This window comes from Ensifer sp. EB106-05-01-XG146 (assembly GCF_058791875.1).
Window position 1 is genome coordinate 3367758 of sequence record NZ_JBYTDX010000001.1, and the last position, 17173, is coordinate 3384930.

Below are 17173 nucleotides of genomic sequence, written 5' to 3' on the forward strand. Positions count from 1 at the left end.
GGGGGTCATTCCTTCCAGAGCCAGGCCGCACCGCGCACGCCGGAACTGTCGCCGTGCAGGGCCTTGCGAATGGGCGTTTCGAACGTGTCGCCGAAGAGGTAGTTGACGACCCGCGGCGGCACGTCCTGGTAGATCTCGTCGACATTCGACATGCCGCCGCCAAGCACGTAGACATCCGGGTCGACGATGTTGGTGAGCAGTGCCAGGCTGCGCGCCAGCCGGTCGACGAAGCGCTCATAGACGCCCGTTGCAACCGGATCGCCCGCCCGCTTCGCCTCGATGATATCGCGCCCGCGCTTCTCGCCGCCGGTCGTCAGGCGATAGTCGAGCTCGACACCCGTGCCGCAGGCATACATGTCGAGGCAACCGTGCTTGCCGCACCAGCATTTGTGGCCAGGATATTCGTCCTGCGTCATCCAGGGCAGCGGATAATGGCCGATCTCGGCGGCAACGCCCTGGTAGCCGGCGTGCACCTTCTTGTCGATCGCAAGGCCGCCGCCATGGCCAGTGCCGACGATAACGCCGAAGACCACATGCTCATTCTTGCCGGCGCCGTCGACCGCCTCCGAGACCGCCAGGCAATTGGCGTCGTTGGCAAGCCGGACCGGCCGGCCAAGCGCCGTTTCGAGGTCACGCCCAAGGGGCTTGCCATTGATCAGCACCGCATTGGAATTGCGCACGATTCCGGTGCGCGGATTGGGACTGCCGGGAATGCCGATGCCGATCGAGCCCTGTTCGCCCGCCGTCTGCTCGGCGGCAGCAACCAGATCGAGAACGGCGCGGATGCAATCGTCATAGCCGCTGGTCGGGGTCGAGACGCGATGACGGGCGCGTGTTTCGCCATCGCGGCCAAGCGCGATGACTTCCATTTTTGTGCCGCCCCAATCTATTCCGATGAACATATGTGGATCAGGTCTCTGATGAAGGACTCAATGGGGAGCGCCAGCTTCCTCGGGCCGGCGCTTGCTTTGCTTAGCATTCAGAGGACATGGAAGACCAGCCCCCGTTTCATCGTCGTTTTCAAGCCTGCCGGTCCGCGTCGGCACACCACCCGGACGAGACGACCCAAGCTCGCCGCCACCTGCATTTCCGCGGGCACGCACGCAAAAACACTTGGCGAAGAGCCCTTGCTTTTGTATGGGTGCTATTCAAGTGGTCCCGTAGCTCAGCAGGATAGAGCACCAGATTCCTAATCTGGGGGTCCCGCGTTCGAATCGCGGCGGGATCACCATTCTCCAAGACCCCCCTTAATCGAATTGGACGCGGCGCACGCCGTGCTGACGCCGTGGATGACAGCAAAGCAACCCCCTCCGGAGAAAACACGGTTCATCTGCTCGTGACCTATATGGAAATGCTCGAACGTCCGGCGGGCGACGCGTTTCCGGCACCGATCGCGCAAGCGGTGGTCGCGTCCGAACGTCCGGATGCCGCTGCGTTTCTTTCGCTCTATCGCGCCGTCGGCGAACCGTTGCGCTGGGATCAGCGGCTGCGCATGCCGACGGCCGATCTCGACGACTTTCTCAGAAGCGCCTCCACGATCCTCTACATCGTCCGGCTGGATGGCCGCGCAGTCGGGCTCTGTGAATTCGACCGCGCCGATACCGGGGATGTCGAGCTCACCCATTTCGGCCTGATCCCGGATGTTTACGGCCAAAGGCTGGGGCCATTTCTGCTCGATAGCGCGCTGCGCGCCGTCTGGGACCGAGGTGCAAACCGGATCTGGCTACATACGGACGAATGGGATCACCCGAAGGCGCAGGCTACCTATCGCCGCGCCGGCTTCAGCGCCTTTGCGCAGAAGCTCGAGGAGATCGTGCCCTAACGCACGCTCACCGAAGCGGCTGCCACGCCGGGCCGCCCCAGGCTTTGAGTTCCTGCAGAAACACCTGCAGCCGCGATGGCAGGAAGCGCCGCGTCGGATAGACCGCATGCACAAAGACATCCGGCGCGGACCATCCCGGAAGCACGCGCAGAAGCTTGCCGCTCGCAAGCAGGCTGTCACAGAAGATCGGCGGGAGCCGGCCGATGCCGTGGCCGCGCTCGGTCATGGCACTCGCCGACTGGATATCGTGGACCGACACCGCCCCGGTCACACGCAGGCTGGCCGCTTCGCCACCCTTGACCAGATGCCATTCGGCCTCGTTGCCCCGGGCATTGACCAGGACACAGCGGTGGCCACTCAGGTCTTCGGGTCGCGATGGGGTGCCATGTTTGTCGAGATAGCCGGGTGCGGCCACCAGGAAATGGGTGCTTCGACCCAAACGCTGCGCGACAAGCGACGAATCGCGCAAGTCTCCGAACCGCACTGCGACGTCGATGTTTTCGGCAACGAGGTCCATGAACATGTTGGTGACGAGCAGATCGACCTCGATCTCGGGATACGTCTTCAGAAATGCGGACAGGAAATCAAAGAAGGGCGGCTGCCCGAGGGTCATGGGAACGGTGACCCGCAGCAACCCCTCCGGTCTTCTCTGTGCCTCGCTCAGCACCCGCTCCGCGTCGCGAAGCTGCTTCAGCGGTTCGCCGCATTCCGCATAATAGGCGCGCCCCTGCGCCGTGAGACTGAGCTTGCGCGTCGTGCGCTGGATGAGCGTGACGCCCAGTTGCTCCTCGAGCGCCGTGACCTTGCGGCTGACGGTGGAGACCGGCATGCCGAGCGAACGTGCCGCCCGGCTGAAACTCTCGAATTGGGCAACGGCCGCAAAGACCGCGATATCATTCAGATCGACCATGGGAAGATTTTTGCATCGTTGGAAAAGTAATTCCAGATATTTCCGCCTAATCGCACAATCTGGCAGCAGCCATATTGATCTCACCGAAACCGTCCATCCACGGAGAGATCAGATGACAAACAAAGTCGCCATCATCACCGGTGCATCCCAGGGCATCGGCGCGGGCCTCACAAACGCTTTTCTGGCAGAGGGCTACAGCGTCGTCGCAACCTCGCGCAATGTCAGCCAATCGCGCGAAATCACCGAATCGGACCGACTGGCCCGGGTCGACGGCGATATCGCCGATCCGGAGACGGCGAAACGCGTGGTCGAAACCGCGATCGCCCGGTTCGGCTCGATCGACGCGCTCGTCAACAATGCCGGCATCTTCTTCACCAAGCCCTTCGTCGACTACACCGCCGAAGACTACCGGCAGCTGAGCGCCACCAACATCGAGGGATTCCTCCACACGACCCAGCTTGTGATCAAGCAGATGCTTTCGCAGAAAAGAGGCGGCAGCATCGTCAGCATCACGACACCCCTTGCCGACCGACCGATTGCAGGCATGAACGCTTCGGTCGCCATGCTGACCAAGGGCGGCATCAACGCGATCTCGAAGAACATCGCCATGGAATACGCAAGGGACGGAATCCGCGTCAACGTCGTGGCCCCCGGTGTCGTCGACACGCCGCTCCACAAGGACAACCCGCGGGATTTCCTGAACACGCTCTCGCCGATGCACAGCATTTCCAGCGTGGCCGAGATCGCGGATGCCGTCCTGTTCCTGACCAGGGCGCCGCGCATAACCGGGGAGGTGCTGAACGTGGACGGCGGCGCGCATCTGGGCAAATGGTAGAGTGGGAGCGCCCGTTGCTGGCGCAGGGCGGCGCAGGGGAAAAGAAACGCGCTGACGTCATGCGCCTGTCACGAACGACAGCTAAACAACACTCACATCTTCCTGATGACCACGGATGAACTGGCATCGACGGAAGGTGATGAGGAAGGTCGGGTTTGCCCCGGCCTTTTTTTGTTGGGCCGGTCCCGTTCCTTCGATCACGATCGCAAGGTTGCCGCGCTGGGCGGCTGGCTTGACAGGAGATGCAGTCTGCCTGACGGTGCGCGCATGACGGGAGGACACCATGGGTAAGCTTCTGCAAATCATCGCCATCGTCATCATCCTGGCCGCTCTGGCCGCCGCGATCGCGCTGCTCGCTGCCGATCCGGCAACGGCGCAGCTTCGGGCGCTCGTCATACTGCCTTGGGCCTTGAGCGCGATCCTGAGCGGCATACTTCTCGCGGCTTTCGGCTCGATGCTGCGGCAGCTCAGCGCGATCCGCGCCGCGACCGAGCGTCAGGCCGCCCTGTTCCAGGCCATCCTTGACCGCAGAGCGCCGACGGCCGCGCAATAAGCGTTGCTATCCGCGTTCGGTCCACCAAAACCTGATGATTTCAATCATCGGGCCGGCACACGCGCAGCCGATGTCCATCCGGGTCCAGCGCGACGAAGGTGCGGCCGAAGACCGCCGTCTTCAGCTCCTGCTCGATCGTGATCCCTTTGCTGCGCCATTCCGCATAAAGGCGCTCGACCTCGGCATCGTCCTTGACCATGAAGGCGACTTCAGAGCGGTGACCGCTTCCCGACGAAACGAAATCCCGTGCACCGGTGGACCAGAGACTGAACGTCAGCCCGTTTTCGAGTTGGAAGGCGACATAGGTCGGGAAGGATGCAACGGGTTCGCGTCCAAGCAGGCCGGTATAGAAGGCAGCGCTTCCGGTTGGGTCTTCGACATAGAGCAGGATAAGGTTCGGTGACAGCATCGTCGGGTCTCCTTTTCGATGCCCGGACCCTAGGCACTGCCGCTGTCAGATCCTGTCAGCATCAACCGGACAGTCAAAGGCCGCCGGGCCTTGCGATCCGGCGGCCTTTGGCTGGAAGCCGACACATCAGAAGACGGCGAGATATTTCAACAGAGAGATGATGCCGATGATGATGACGATGATCTGGACGATCTGCTTGGCGCGCGCGTCGAGCGGCAGACGCTGGACGAGATAGAGCACCAGCACGATGACGAGGAAGGTAATCAGAATTCCGATAAGCAGCCCCATGGAACACTCCCATTTTCACACAACAGCGCCGCGATGGCGTCGGGATTGTAACTAGGACGCGAAGGAAAAAGTTCCAATCGAGGCGACAACTTATGCCACTGGTTCACCCAGGCGCAGGCCGCGCCTGGTGTTTCCGCTCAGGCGAGAAGCCGGCTCAGGATGCCGGCTTGCAGGCGGTTCCCCGATCCTCGTCGCCTTTGGTGGCATCATACAGCGTTGCTTCCTCGCCCTTCGTCCACCAGACATATTGCCCGCCGGCATATTTGGCTCCGGACGCAGCTATCACGTTTGAGGCGACGACGAATGTGCCGTCGATGGTGAAGGTCACCAGCGAAACCGGGCCGGCATTGATGTATTCCGCCTCGATCGCCTTGCCGCCGCAGTCGTAGCGGACCGATTGCCGGTCCACCGCATCGGCGCCGGGAACGCGGATCGTCACGTCGGCGCCTTCAGACGCTGCCGTCATAGACGCCAGTTTCAGGGCGATGCCGCCGCCGGCCTTGCCAAGCACGAGCTTCGATCCTTCCACCGACCAGGAAAGCTCGTTGCTGAGCGCCTTGAGGAACTTCTGCTCCTGGTTCATCACCGCGGGCACGCACATCTTGCGTGTCGATGCCGCCGGGCCGAAGGTGATCTTCGAGCCGGAGAGACTGAAAGTACCGGTGAAATGGTTGCAGCCGGCCATGCCGCCATAGGTCCCGTCCTCGCGGATCTCCAGGGTCGACTGGAGATTGTCGATGACCCCACCCCCACCGATATCTTCGGCAAGCCAGGTGGCGACGAGCTGCGGCGGCACGTTTTCTGCCGCAACCGGCTGCATCGATGCCATTTCGATCGCGACGCAGGCGCAGGAAACGGCGGTTATGATTTTCAGCATCGCGAACTCCTCCGGACCCCGACTCAAGGCACCCAATTCTTAGCCTGCGGACGAGACGGAATGAAGACCGCGCCCTTGTTGCCGGCGGATTTCGCCTGTAGAGCCTAGCAAACAACATAAAAACTCGGATCGATCTCGTGAAGATCATGCGCCCGCGGCGAAGGCTCAGCCGGGCATCCCGTCCGAAAAGAAGAACATGGGTATTGGCATGGCATCCCACGACAGTGCGAAGCGCCGACTGACGATCCTCGGCTCGACCGGTTCGATCGGCACCAACACGCTCGACGTTATCGAGCGCCTTGGCGGCCGTGAGCGCTTCGACGTCGTCGCCGTCACCGGCAACGGCAACATTCCCCTGCTCGCCGAGCAGGCCGTGAAAGTTGGCGCCGAACTCGCCGTCACCGCCAACGATAGCCAGTACGAAAACCTGAAGGCCGCGCTCGCCGGCACCGGCATTCAGGTTGCCGCCGGCAAGAGCGGCCTGATCGAGGCGGCCGAGCGCAGCGCGGACTGGGTGATGGCGGCGATCGTCGGCAATGCCGGCCTGGCGCCGACGCTTGCCGCCGCCCGCCGCGGCGCCGACATCGCGCTTGCCAACAAGGAGTGCCTGGTTTCCGCCGGCAGTCTGTTCATCGACGCGGTGAAGAAAGGCGGCGGTCGGCTGCTTCCGGTCGACAGCGAACACAATGCCATCTTCCAGGTTCTGGAAGAACACCAGCGCCATGCGGTCGAGCGCATCATCCTGACCGCTTCCGGCGGCCCGTTCCGCACCAAGTCGCTGGAAGAAATGCGTCACGTGACGGCGGACGTGGCGCGCGCCCATCCGAACTGGTCGATGGGGCTGAAAATCTCGATCGACAGCGCCTCTATGTTCAACAAGGCGTTGGAGATGATCGAGGCAAAGCACCTCTTCGCGCTCGAACCCGCGCAGGTCGAGGTGATCGTGCATCCGCAGTCGGTGATCCACTCGATGGTCGGCTATACCGACGGATCGGTGCTCGCCCAGCTCGGCTGCCCGGACATGCGCACCGCCATCGGCTATGCGCTCTCCTATCCGAGCCGCTGCAGCCTGCCGATCGAGCGGCTCGATTTCGCCAAGCTGTCCCGCCTCGATTTCGAGGCTCCGGACGAAGTGCGCTTCCCGGCCATCCGCCTGGCGCGACGCGCCATGGTCGAAGGCGGGGTGCAGGGTGCGGTCCTCAACGGCGCCAAGGAAACCGCGCTCGACGCGTTCATCGCCGGCCGCACCGGCTTTCTCGCCATGGCAGAGATCGTCGAAAAGGTCATGGACAAGCTCGCCGACCTGCCGGCGGCAGCAACGATGGACGACGTCTTTGCCGCCGACGAAAAAGCCCGGCACTTGGCGGCCGGGCTGCTTCGGTAATTCAGAGCTTTCTGACCGGCGCGCATGGCGCCGGCAAGATTGGCCTTACGCGACAGCGCGGGCCAGCGCACAGCGCGACCACAGCGAATGCAGCGCGCCGACGAGATGGTCGATATCGGCATCCGAATGGAGCGGCGTCGGGGTGATGCGCAGGCGCTCGGTCTTCTTCGGCACCGTCGGATAGTTGATCGGCTGCACGTAGACGCCGAAATTATCGAGCAGGAGATCCGAGATCCACTTGCACTTGGCAGCGTCGCCAACCATGACCGGCACGATATGGCTCGGGTTCGGCATGTGCGGAATGCCGCGCTGGTCGAGCAGCGAGCGCAGGCGACGCACACGTTCCTGGTGCGCGAAACGTTCGACCTGGCTTTCCTTCAGGTGGCGGATCGAGGCGAGCGCGCCGGCGGCAAGCGTCGGCGGCAGCGCCGTCGTGAAGATGAAGCCGGAGGCAAACGAGCGGATGAAGTCGCAGAGTGCGGCGGAGCCGGTGATGTAGCCGCCCATGACGCCGAAAGCCTTGCCGAGCGTGCCTTCGATCACCGTCAGGCGGTGCATCAGGCCTTCGCGCTCGGCAATGCCGCCACCGCGCGGGCCGTACATGCCGACCGCATGCACTTCGTCGAGATAGGTCATGGCGCCGTACTTGTCGGCGAGGTCGCAGAATTCCTTGATCGGCGCGATGTCGCCATCCATCGAATAGACGGACTCGAAAGCGATGAGCTTCGGCGCACGCGGATCGGCGGCAGCGAGCTTGGCCTCGAGGTCAGCGACCGAATTATGCTTGAAGATGACGCGTTCGCACTTGGAGTGACGGATCCCCTCGATCATCGAAGCGTGATTCCCGGCGTCCGAGAAGACGATAACACCGGGAATCTTGGAACAGAGCGTTCCGAGCGCGGCCCAGTTGGACACGTAGCCCGAAGTAAAGAGCAGTGCCGATTCCTTGCCATGCAGGTCCGCGAGCTCGCGCTCAAGCAGGACGTGGTAGTGGTTGGTACCGGAAATGTTGCGGGTGCCGCCGGCGCCGGCGCCGCATTCGTCGATGGCGCGCTTCATCGCCTCGGTGACGACAGAATGCTGGCCCATGCCGAGATAGTCGTTCGAACACCAGACGGTGACTTCCTGAACGCCTTCAGCCGTATGGCGCACGGCCTTCGGGAATTGGCCGCGATGACGGGCGAGGTCTGCGAAAACCCGGTAGCGGCCTTCCTGATGCAGCCCGTCCAGCTCGTTCTTAAAGAAATTCTCGAAATCCATCATTTTCTCCAGTGCCCGGCCGCTTTTCTTCAATCAAAGCGACCTGGGGTCAACCTCGGAATGCCCAGCATCTGCCAACTGCGGCAAAAGGCCCTTGACGCGCTGCCTTCCCAGCGAGTGCATCCGAGATGATCTAGCATTTTTGAGCCTGAGCATCTTCGCTGCTTTCACTGAAACCGTTTCAACGGGAACAGCCCTAGTTTTGAAACATTCCAAAGAAAGCCTTAGTGCATGTTCATCACGTCAAGCTTGATCGAAGTCAAGCAAGGATGAAAAAAGGACGGCCGAAGCCGTCCTTTTTCAATGTTGGTGTGACGGCGAAGGCTGGTCATGCCGCCGCAACGGCGCGTTTGGCCATGACCTTCACCAGATTGGCGCGATAGGCCGCATCCGCGTGAATGTCGGAGAGCAGCTCCGAGGCATCGACGCTAATATTGCCGAGCGCATCCGGCGTCCAGTTGGCAGCAAGGGCTGCCTCCATCTCCGCCTGACGGAAAACGCCATTTGCGCCCGCACCCGTGACCGCGACCCGGATCTCGCCATTGTCGCGCTTGGCGACGAAGACACCGGTCATCGCGTAGCGCGAGGCCGGGTTGGCGAATTTCTGGTAGGCGGCCTTTGCCGGGGCGTCGAAGCTGACCGCGACGACGATCTCGCTGTCTTCCAGCGCCGTTTCGAACAGACCGGTGAAGAAATCGTCGGCCGCGATCTCCCGCCGGTTGGTCACGATCGTCGCGCCGAGCCCGAGCATCGCTGCCGGATAATCCGCCGCCGGATCGTTGTTGGCGATGGAGCCGCCGATCGTGCCCATGTGTCGCACATGCGGATCGCCGATATGGCTGGCAAGGCTGCAGATCGCCGGACACACAGCTTTGAGCGCCGCCGACGAGGCGACCTCATAATGTGTCGTGGCCGCGCCGATCCGCACGGATCGGCCGTTGACTGAGATGCCCTGCATGTCGGCGATGTGCCGAAGGTCGATCAGATCGCTCGGCGACGCCAGCCGCTGCTTCATCGTCGGAATGAGGGTCATGCCACCGGAGACGTACTTGCCTTCGCCGGCCGCATCCATTCGGCTGACGGCGTCCTGAACCGAGGACGCCCGGTGATATTGGGTCTCGTACATGAGGTGTCCTCCCGTTCACTTGGCCGCGTGCGCCGCCGCCCACACCTTCTGCGGTGTCGCCGGCATGGTAAGCGCGTTGTTGCCGATGGCATCTGTGATGGCGTTGATCAGCGCCGGTGGCGAGCCGATGGCGCCGGCCTCGCCGCAGCCCTTGATGCCCAGCGGATTGTTCGGGCAGGGCGTGTTCGAGGTCGAGACCTGGAACGACGGCAGGTCGTCGGCGCGCGGCATGGCGTAGTCCATGTAGCTCGCCGTCAAAAGCTGGCCGGAGGCATCGTAATGCACGCCTTCGAGCAGCGCCTGGCCGATGCCCTGGGCAATACCGCCATGCACCTGTCCCTCGACGATCATCGGGTTGATGATGTTGCCGAAGTCGTCGGCCGCGACAAACTGGATGATCTTGGTTCGGCCCGTTTCCGGATCGACCTCCACCTCGCAGATGTAGCAGCCGGCCGGAAAGGTGAAGTTGGCAGGGTCGTAGAAGGCCCCCTCCTTCAACCCCGGCTCCATGCCGGCCGGCAGATTGTGGGCGGTGTAGGCGGCAAGCGCCATCTGGAACCACGGCACGGTCTTGTCGGTGCCGGCGACCTTCAGTTCGCCGTTTTCGATGACGATGTCGCTTTCGTCCGCTTCCATCAGGTGAGCGGCAATCTTCTTCGCCTTGGCTTCGACCTTGTCGAGCGCCTTGACGACGGCCGACATGCCGACAGCACCGGAGCGCGAGCCGTAGGTGCCCATGCCCATCTGCACCTTGTCGGTATCGCCATGCACGATGTTGACGCTGTCGATCGGCACACCGAAGCGGTCGGCGACAAGCTGGGCAAAGGTCGTCTCGTGGCCCTGGCCATGGCTGTGCGAGCCGGTCAGGACCTCGATCGTACCGACGGCGTTGACCCGCACTTCGGCCGATTCCCAAAGACCGACGCCAGCACCGAGCGAACCCACCGCCGCCGACGGTGCGATGCCGCAGGCCTCGATGTAACAGCTCATGCCGATGCCGCGCTTCATGCCGCGCTTTTCCGCTTCCGCCTTGCGGCCGGCAAAGCCATTCCAGTCGGCCGCCTGCATGGCCGCTTCGAGCGAAGCGTCGTAGTCGCCGGCGTCATAGTTCATGATGACAGGCGTCTGATGCGGGAAGGAGCGGATGAAATTGACCCGACGCAATTCGGCAGGCGAGACGCCGAGTTCGCGGGCCGCCGTCTCCATCGTGCGTTCCAAGAGATAGGTCGCCTCCGGCCGCCCGGCGCCGCGATAGGCGTCGACGGGCGCAGTGTTGGTATAGACCGTGCGCACATTCGCATGGATCGCCGGGATGTCGTACTGCCCGGAGAGCAGCGTCGCATAGAGATAAGTCGGCACCGCCGAGGAGAACAGCGACATGTAAGCGCCGAGATTGGCGATCGTATCGACCTTGAGCCCGATGATGCGGTTGCTCGCATCGAACGCCATCTTCACCTTCGACACGTGGTCGCGACCATGCGCATCGGTGAGGAACGCTTCGGTGCGGTCCGACGTCCATTTGACCGGCACGCCGGTGCGCTTCGACGCCCAGAGACAGACGATCTCCTCCGGATAGATGTAGATCTTCGAGCCGAAGCCGCCGCCGACATCGGGCGCGATCACCCGCAGCTTGTTTTCCGGCGCGACATTATAGAAGGCGCTCATCACCAGCCGGGCCACATGCGGGTTCTGGCTGGTGGTGTAGCAGGTATAGTGGTCGTCGCCGGCGTCGTAGATGCCGATCGCCGCACGCGGCTCCATCGGGTTGGGCGAAAGCCGGTTGTTGTGGATGGTGATTTCGGTGACATGCGCCGCAGCGCCGATCGCCTTGTCGGTCGCCGCTTCGTCGCCGATCTGCCAGTCGAAGATCAGGTTACCGGGCGCTTCCGGGTGAAGCTGCGGCTGTCCCGCCTCAAGCGCCTTTGAGGCGTCGATCACGACGGGAAGCTCCTGGTATTCGACGACCACGGCTTCGGCAGCATCACGCGCCTCGGCGACGCTGTCGGCAACGACGATCGCCACCGCATCGCCGACGTATCGCACGGTCTCGTGCGCGAGCGGCCGCCAGGCGCCCATCTTCATCGGCGATCCGTCCTTGGAATGGATCATCCAACCGCAGATCAGGTTGCCGATACCATCGGCGAGCAACTGCTTGCCGTCGAGCACGCCGATCACGCCTGGCATGCCGATCGCCGCCGACCCGTCGACTTTGAGGATCTTCGCATGCGCATGCGGGCTGCGCACGAACACCGCATATTTCATCCCCGGCACGGACATGTCGTCCGTATAGCGGCCCTTGCCGGTCAGGAACCGCTTGTCCTCCTTGCGCGCCACGCGCGCGCCAATGCCTTCAACGCCCATTGCCTATCTCCTCCCGAGATATCCAGCGACAGTCCCGACGGCCATGCATCGGTCCTGAGTGACATGCGTCAGGGGCGAGATTCCGCCCCCGTTCTGCCGCTATTCTGCGGCCACACGGGCGCCGCTCATCTCGGCGGCGGCGGCAAGGATCGCTTTCACGATGTTGTGGTAACCGGTGCAACGACAGATGTTGCCTTCGAGCTCGGCGCGCACCGTCGCCTCGTCCAGCTGACCCTGATGCCTGCGGATCATGTCGACGGCCGTCATCACCATGCCGGGCGTGCAGAAGCCGCATTGCAGGCCGTGATTGGCCTTGAAGGCCGCCTGCACCGGATGCAGTTCGCCATCGGCCGCCAGCCCTTCGATGGTGGTGATCGTAGAGCCTGCGGCTTGCGCGGCGAGGATGGAACAGCTCTTGACCGACTTTCCGTCCATATGGATGACGCAGGCGCCGCACTGCGAGGTATCGCAGCCGACATGGGTGCCGGTCAGTCCGAGATTTTCGCGTATGAATTGCACCAGCAATGTGCGGTCGTCGCAATGACCGCTCACCTGACGGCCGTTGACCGTCATTGTTACTTTCGCCATTTCGCTCCTCCGGGGTCGGTCAATGCCAACACGAGCGCGGCCGGAAAGTCGGGTGAGATGGTTCACGCGACTAGGGTACGCGCCAACTGATATCGATGCCCGTCGCCCACGGATCCGCTCCTCCGGATTTTCGCAGGCTTGTTTGTATCATTTGTCTTTTTTTGGAATGCCGCAACCGCCCCTGCCCGCCGAACGACAAAATTTTTCCACGCCGGTTGTGCCGAAGGGAACTGCCTTCATGTCCCGTTCAGGAACGATATCATTATCTTGCCGGCAGGAAGAAACCGCAGCGCTCCCGTAGACTTTCGATGGGGACCGCGTATTTTCCGAACCGCAAGTTCCGGTGGAGCGGGATGTTCCCGGCTTCGCCATCATCCACGGGACGGACTGAGCGATAGGCTTGAGATCCGTAGACATCGGAGAGAACAACATGAAGAAAGCCATCGCACTTGTGCTGGTCGCCCTGGCGGTCGCAAGCTGCACCCAGACGGAAAAGGGCGCCGGCATCGGTGCCGTTTCCGGCGCGATCATCGGCGGCGCTGTTACCGGCGACGTCCGTGGCGCTGCAGTCGGCGCGGCAATCGGCGGTGTTTCCGGCGCAGTCATCGGCAACGTCACCGAGCAGCCCGGCCAGTGCTACTATCGCGACCGCTACGGCCGCCGCTACATCGACTCGTGCCCGCGCTAAGGCGACAGGCAGCCTGCCGTCGGCTGCAGCTTGAGCCGCCCGACGGTCTGGTTTGATGTTTCCCCCTCACGGCTGACCGCCCTGAGGGGGTTTTTCGTTGCGGCAACCGCATCCTCTGCCGCACACAACGCGCAGCGGCCAACGAAGGCGCCGAAATCGGGTGGCAACCGCCGAAGCAATCCCGTCTGCTGACCTCGACGTTTCATGATCGAGGTTCTTCCATGCCAAACCCACCACGCGACACCCTGCCACCGGCCTTCAAGCGCATCGGCTGGTCTAACCTGTTCGCACAGTTTTCCGAGCAGATGGCGCTGGCCGCCGCTCCGCTCGCCGCCGTGCTTCTGCTCGCCGCAGGCCCTGCGGAAACCGGATGGCTGCAGATGGCGCAGACGCTGCCATTCCTTCTGCTCTCCATTCCCGCCGGTCTCGTTGCCGACCGCGCATCGCGGCGCAGGCTGATGGTCTCCTCGGAAATGCTGCGCGCGCTGTCGCTGGTTGCCACGCTGTTGCTGATGCTCGGCGGCCTGCTGTCGCTGCCGCTGCTCGCCGTCATGGGCTTCGTCGGCGCCATTGGCACGGTCTGCTACAATGTCGCCGCCCCAGCCCTGGTGCCGGCGATCGTGCCCCGTCACCAACTCGCCGACGCCAATCGCTGGCTGGAGCTCGCCCGCAGTCTCGCCTATTCCGGCGGACCGGCGATCGGCGGCGCGATCGTCGCATGGACCGGCGCATCGCTCGCCTATGTCGCCGCCACATCCCTGTCCCTTCTCTCTGTCGTCCTGCTCGCCGGCCTTGGCGACCAGCAGCAACCGACCGCTCCCAGGCGCAACCTCCTTCAGGATCTCGCCGAAGGCGCCCGGTTCCTGGGCGGCCACGCGCTGCTCAGGCCCATTCTGGTGACCGCCATCGTCTTCAACACGGCCTGGTTCGTGCTGCAGGCGGTCTATGTCGCCTATGCCATTCAGACCCTCGGGCTGACGGCGACCGGCGTCGGCATCACGCTTGGCATCTATGGCGCCGGCATGATGATCGGCGCCTTCGCAGCCCCCGCCATTGCGCGCCGGATCCCCTTCGGCCTGATGATCGCCCTCGGCCCGCTCGGCGGGTTGACGGCTGCGGCCGTGATGCTCTCGACCATCTGGGTTCCCTCAGGCGCCCTTGCCGGTTTGAGCTTCTTCCTGTTCGGCGCCGGCCCGGTGCTCTGGTCGATCGCCACGCTCACTTTGCGGCAGGCCGTCACCCCCAATGCGATGCTCGGGCGCGTATCGGCCTTCATCACCACCGCCACCTTCGGCGCCCGGCCGATCGGTGCAGCGCTCGGCGCCATCGTCGCCACACGCTTCGGCGTCGAGGCGTGCCTTGCCGTCGCAGCGGTCGGTTTCCTCATCCAGTTCCTCGTCATCATCGCTTCCGGCGTACCGCAATTGCGGGCGCTGCCCGAGGCGGCGTAGCGGCTCGATACAGCGGACAAGGCGGCATTTAAGCCTCCAAAAAGGCGCAGCGCCTTACTGGTTGTCGGCGGTGGTTGTGCTGCGCCGACAACATTTCCGCGCTTTTTCGACGGAATCGGCACCGAAATTCGGCATCAGGGGTGGATGCAGCGGATCGTCATCGTTAACAGATGGAAAACCTTAGGCATGCGATAGTGACCCAGCCGCATAAGCAGGCAGTTTGTATTGGGTCGCCTGAAGACGGGATGCGGAAGCGAATGTCCCCACCACGGTCGAGTATTGCGTACTGGAAGGCAGCGACTTCGCTTGCTGTTGCCTTTTCGTGCGCGCTCGGCCCGCTTTCCGCCGAGAAGGCCTATGCCTTCAAGCTCTTCGGCATGAAGTTTTTCGAGAGCGACGAGGAAGAGGCGCCGGTGATCGACCCGGTCAACTATACCCTCACCTTCGACGCCGGCACCGAAGACAAGGAACTGAAGGAAGCGCTGGAAAACAGCTCGCAGCTCGTGCAGGGCCAGGAAAAGCCTGTCTCCGGCGATCTTGGCCTGGCAATTCGGGCGCGTGACGACCGCGACCGGCTGCTTGCCGCACTCTACGAAAAGGCCCGCTACGGCGGCACCATCGCGATCCGCATCAACGGCCAGGATATCGACAGTCTGCCGCCGGATCCGTCTTTCCCGGATGGCAAGCCGATTCCGGTCACCGTCACCGTGACGCCGGGTCCGGTCTTCAACGTCGGTTCCGTCAAGTTCGAAGGCGATGCGGCCGGTTTCAGTCCCGCTGATTACGGCCTGCCCGCCGGCGCGCGTGCCGATTCCACCTTGATCATCAAGGCCGGCGAAAAGGTCGTGAACGATCTGCGCGAGCAGGGTCGCCCCCTGGCCAAGCTCACCGAACGCAGCGCTGTCGCCAACCACGCCAACTCGACCGTCGACATCGTCATCGGCGCCAGCGGCGGCCCGGTTGCCCCAGTCGGCGAAGTCAGCGTCGACGGAACGAAGACCGTCGACCCGGGTTTCGTGCGCGACTACTCACGCCTCAACGAAGGCCGTCCCTATTCGCCCGCGGACATCCGCAAAGCCTCCGAGCGCCTGCGCCAGCTCGGCGTCTTTTCGAGCGTCACCATCAAGGAAGCCAATGCGCTTTCGCCCGATGGATCTCTCCCGATGAAGATCGAGGTGTCCGAAGGCAAGCACAAGTATTTCGGCTTCGGCGCCCAGGTCTCGACCACCGACGGCCTCGGGCTTTCGGGCTACTGGGGACACCGCAACCTTTTCGGCCGCGCCGAATCGCTGCGCATCGAAGGATCGGTCGACCGCATCGGCGAGACCAAGGAACTGGACAAGCTCGACTATTCGGTTGGCATCCTGTTTGCCAAACCCGGTGCCTTCGGCCCGGCTTCCACCTTTACCGCGAGCGTCAAGGCCAACATCCAGGACCCAGACGCCTACCGCGCCAAGATCCTGACGGCAGCGGCCGGCGCCACCTTCGAGCTCTCGGACACCGACACCGTCTCAGGCGGCGGCGAGCTCAGCTGGGCCAATATCGACGACGCCTTCGGCTCGAACTCCTATCTGACGGCCGCGATCCCGCTCGAATATGTGCGCGATACCCGTAACGACAAGCTGAACGCGACCGAAGGCTACCGGGCGATGATAAACGCCAAGCCGAGCTACGAAATCAAGGGGCAGACCTTCTTCTCGTCCTTCGAAGCCTCGGCATCCGGTTACCATGCGCTCGGCGACGAGAAGCGCTTCGTGCTTGCCGGCAAGATCGGCGCCGGCATGCTCGTCGGCGGCAGCGGGCTCGAAGACATTCCTGCCAACCGCCGCTTCTATCTCGGCGGTGGCGGCTCGGTACGCGGCTATTCCTACCAGGAGATCGGCCCGCGCAATTCCGACAACGAGGAGACCGGCGGACGCTCCTATGTCAATGCCTCGCTCGAAGCCCGCATCGCCATCACCGACACCATCGGCGTCGTGCCTTTCATCGACGCCGGTACGGTGTCTGCGAAGACGACGCCGGATTTCTCCGACATCCGCGCCGGCGCCGGCATCGGCCTGCGTTACGCCACGCCCTTCGGCCCGATCCGCCTCGACTTTGCCGTTCCGCTTAACAAATATCCCGGCGGCACCAAGTACGGCATCTATGCCGGTATCGGCCAATCCTTCTGATCCGGGCCGTTTCTTCCACCAGAACCTGCAAATCGCCGCCATTGCCGGATAGTTTCTGCCGGCGGCGATTCCGCTTGGGAGCAACTTGCGTTATGGGTAGATCATGAATCAGGTCGTCCGCTTCCTTCGCGCGACGCTGCGCTATGGCCTTCGTGTGCTTGGCGTGATTGCGGTCGTTGCCCTTCTTCTCGTCGCCTTCGTGGGCTTTACCACACCCGGCGCAAGGCTCGTCGCCTGGGCAATCGAGAAGTATGCGGCAACCCCCGACCAGATCGTGCGGATCGCCGATCCGAGCGCGCTGTTGACCGGCAAGTTCACGGCCGGAAGCATCACGCTGTTCGATGGCGAGGGCGTCTATGCCGAAGTGCGCGACCTCGATCTCACCTGGTCGCCCGCCGCCCTTCTCTCCTTCCGCTTCGAAGCCGCAGCACTCTCGGCCGGCTCGGTGCG

The 17173-nt window shown here is 63.2% G+C and carries 17 protein-coding genes and 1 tRNA gene; 8 read left to right on the forward strand and 10 right to left on the reverse strand.

Annotation, left to right across the window (positions count from 1 at the left end; all coding sequences use genetic code 11):
• Nucleotides 1-5: 5 nt before the first annotated feature.
• The gene (locus AC3WVQ_RS16685) at nucleotides 6-902 is read right to left on the reverse strand and encodes an ROK family protein (protein WP_090295407.1); all 897 of its coding nucleotides are present in this window, start codon (nucleotides 900-902) and stop codon (nucleotides 6-8) included.
• Nucleotides 903-1154: 252 nt separating this feature from the next.
• On the opposite strand from AC3WVQ_RS16685, the gene AC3WVQ_RS16690 reads away from it, so the two are divergent.
• Both AC3WVQ_RS16690 and AC3WVQ_RS16695 read left to right on the forward strand, forming a co-directional pair.
• Nucleotides 1155-1231 (forward strand) — tRNA-Arg (locus AC3WVQ_RS16690).
• A gap of 54 nt (nucleotides 1232-1285) precedes the next feature.
• Entirely contained in the window at nucleotides 1286-1822 is a 537-nt protein-coding gene (locus AC3WVQ_RS16695; RefSeq protein ID WP_244546730.1) for a GNAT family N-acetyltransferase, read from the forward strand.
• A 7-nt stretch (nucleotides 1823-1829) separates the two neighbouring features.
• On the opposite strand, the gene AC3WVQ_RS16700 is transcribed toward AC3WVQ_RS16695, so the two are convergent.
• Nucleotides 1830-2732, reverse strand: coding sequence for a LysR family transcriptional regulator (locus AC3WVQ_RS16700; RefSeq protein ID WP_090295402.1), 903 nt, complete (start codon nucleotides 2730-2732; stop codon nucleotides 1830-1832).
• Between the two features lie 112 nt (nucleotides 2733-2844).
• Between AC3WVQ_RS16700 and AC3WVQ_RS16705 the strand changes: the two genes are divergently transcribed.
• On the forward strand, nucleotides 2845-3567 hold the full coding sequence (locus tag AC3WVQ_RS16705) for an SDR family NAD(P)-dependent oxidoreductase (RefSeq protein ID WP_089044371.1): 723 nt from the start codon (nucleotides 2845-2847) through the stop codon (nucleotides 3565-3567).
• Nucleotides 3568-3648: 81 nt separating this feature from the next.
• Here AC3WVQ_RS16705 and AC3WVQ_RS16710 read toward each other — a convergent pair whose 3' ends face one another.
• Entirely contained in the window at nucleotides 3649-3852 is a 204-nt protein-coding gene (locus AC3WVQ_RS16710) for a hypothetical protein (RefSeq protein ID WP_110818912.1), read from the reverse strand.
• Here AC3WVQ_RS16710 and AC3WVQ_RS16715 point away from each other — a divergent pair.
• Nucleotides 3851-4120: a hypothetical protein gene (locus AC3WVQ_RS16715; RefSeq protein WP_090295394.1), complete on the forward strand. Its 270-nt coding sequence runs from the start codon at nucleotides 3851-3853 to the stop codon at nucleotides 4118-4120. The two genes, AC3WVQ_RS16710 and AC3WVQ_RS16715, sit on opposite strands and share 2 nt — an antisense overlap.
• Nucleotides 4121-4160: 40 nt before the next feature.
• On the opposite strand, the gene AC3WVQ_RS16720 is transcribed toward AC3WVQ_RS16715, so the two are convergent.
• From AC3WVQ_RS16720 to AC3WVQ_RS16730, 3 genes are all read right to left on the reverse strand, one after another.
• A complete protein-coding gene (locus tag AC3WVQ_RS16720) occupies nucleotides 4161-4529 on the reverse strand; it encodes a VOC family protein (protein WP_060582868.1) in 369 nt (122 codons plus the stop codon).
• Between the two features lie 126 nt (nucleotides 4530-4655).
• Complete coding sequence (locus AC3WVQ_RS16725) at nucleotides 4656-4817, reverse strand: Thivi_2564 family membrane protein (RefSeq protein ID WP_089044368.1); 162 nt, start codon at nucleotides 4815-4817, stop codon at nucleotides 4656-4658.
• A gap of 154 nt (nucleotides 4818-4971) precedes the next feature.
• Nucleotides 4972-5694, reverse strand: a complete 723-nt coding sequence (locus tag AC3WVQ_RS16730) for an META domain-containing protein (RefSeq protein ID WP_110818911.1) — start codon at nucleotides 5692-5694, stop codon at nucleotides 4972-4974.
• 208 nt (nucleotides 5695-5902) lie between these two features.
• Here AC3WVQ_RS16730 and dxr point away from each other — a divergent pair, with 208 nt between their 5' ends.
• Nucleotides 5903-7078, forward strand: a complete 1176-nt coding sequence (dxr, locus tag AC3WVQ_RS16735) for a 1-deoxy-D-xylulose-5-phosphate reductoisomerase (RefSeq protein WP_090295472.1) — start codon at nucleotides 5903-5905, stop codon at nucleotides 7076-7078.
• Nucleotides 7079-7123: 45 nt separating this feature from the next.
• Here the strand turns inward: dxr and hemA are convergent, their stop codons facing one another.
• The 4 genes from hemA to AC3WVQ_RS16755 all read right to left on the reverse strand — a co-directional run bounded on the left by hemA (nucleotide 7124) and on the right by AC3WVQ_RS16755 (nucleotide 12413).
• Nucleotides 7124-8338: a 5-aminolevulinate synthase gene (gene hemA / locus AC3WVQ_RS16740; RefSeq protein ID WP_090295389.1), complete on the reverse strand. Its 1215-nt coding sequence runs from the start codon at nucleotides 8336-8338 to the stop codon at nucleotides 7124-7126.
• A 328-nt stretch (nucleotides 8339-8666) separates the two neighbouring features.
• Nucleotides 8667-9464 carry an FAD binding domain-containing protein gene (locus tag AC3WVQ_RS16745; RefSeq protein ID WP_090295386.1) on the reverse strand — a complete coding sequence of 266 codons (798 nt, stop codon included), beginning with the start codon at nucleotides 9462-9464 and terminating at the stop codon, nucleotides 8667-8669.
• A 15-nt stretch (nucleotides 9465-9479) separates the two neighbouring features.
• Nucleotides 9480-11825: a xanthine dehydrogenase family protein molybdopterin-binding subunit gene (locus AC3WVQ_RS16750; protein ID WP_090295382.1), complete on the reverse strand. Its 2346-nt coding sequence runs from the start codon at nucleotides 11823-11825 to the stop codon at nucleotides 9480-9482.
• 99 nt (nucleotides 11826-11924) lie between these two features.
• Nucleotides 11925-12413 (reverse strand): (2Fe-2S)-binding protein, encoded by a 489-nt coding sequence (locus tag AC3WVQ_RS16755; protein WP_034802397.1) that lies wholly within the window; start codon nucleotides 12411-12413, stop codon nucleotides 11925-11927.
• A 430-nt stretch (nucleotides 12414-12843) separates the two neighbouring features.
• On the opposite strand from AC3WVQ_RS16755, the gene AC3WVQ_RS16760 reads away from it, so the two are divergent.
• The 3 genes from AC3WVQ_RS16760 (at nucleotide 12844) to AC3WVQ_RS16770 (ending at nucleotide 16723) form a co-directional block, all read left to right on the forward strand.
• Nucleotides 12844-13101 (forward strand): YMGG-like glycine zipper-containing protein, encoded by a 258-nt coding sequence (locus AC3WVQ_RS16760; RefSeq protein ID WP_034802400.1) that lies wholly within the window; start codon nucleotides 12844-12846, stop codon nucleotides 13099-13101.
• A gap of 221 nt (nucleotides 13102-13322) precedes the next feature.
• Complete coding sequence (locus tag AC3WVQ_RS16765; RefSeq protein WP_060521366.1) at nucleotides 13323-14552, forward strand: MFS transporter; 1230 nt, start codon at nucleotides 13323-13325, stop codon at nucleotides 14550-14552.
• A 257-nt stretch (nucleotides 14553-14809) separates the two neighbouring features.
• A complete protein-coding gene (locus tag AC3WVQ_RS16770) occupies nucleotides 14810-16723 on the forward strand; it encodes an autotransporter assembly complex protein TamA (RefSeq protein WP_082566522.1) in 1914 nt (637 codons plus the stop codon).
• Nucleotides 16724-17173: the final 450 nt, after the last annotated feature.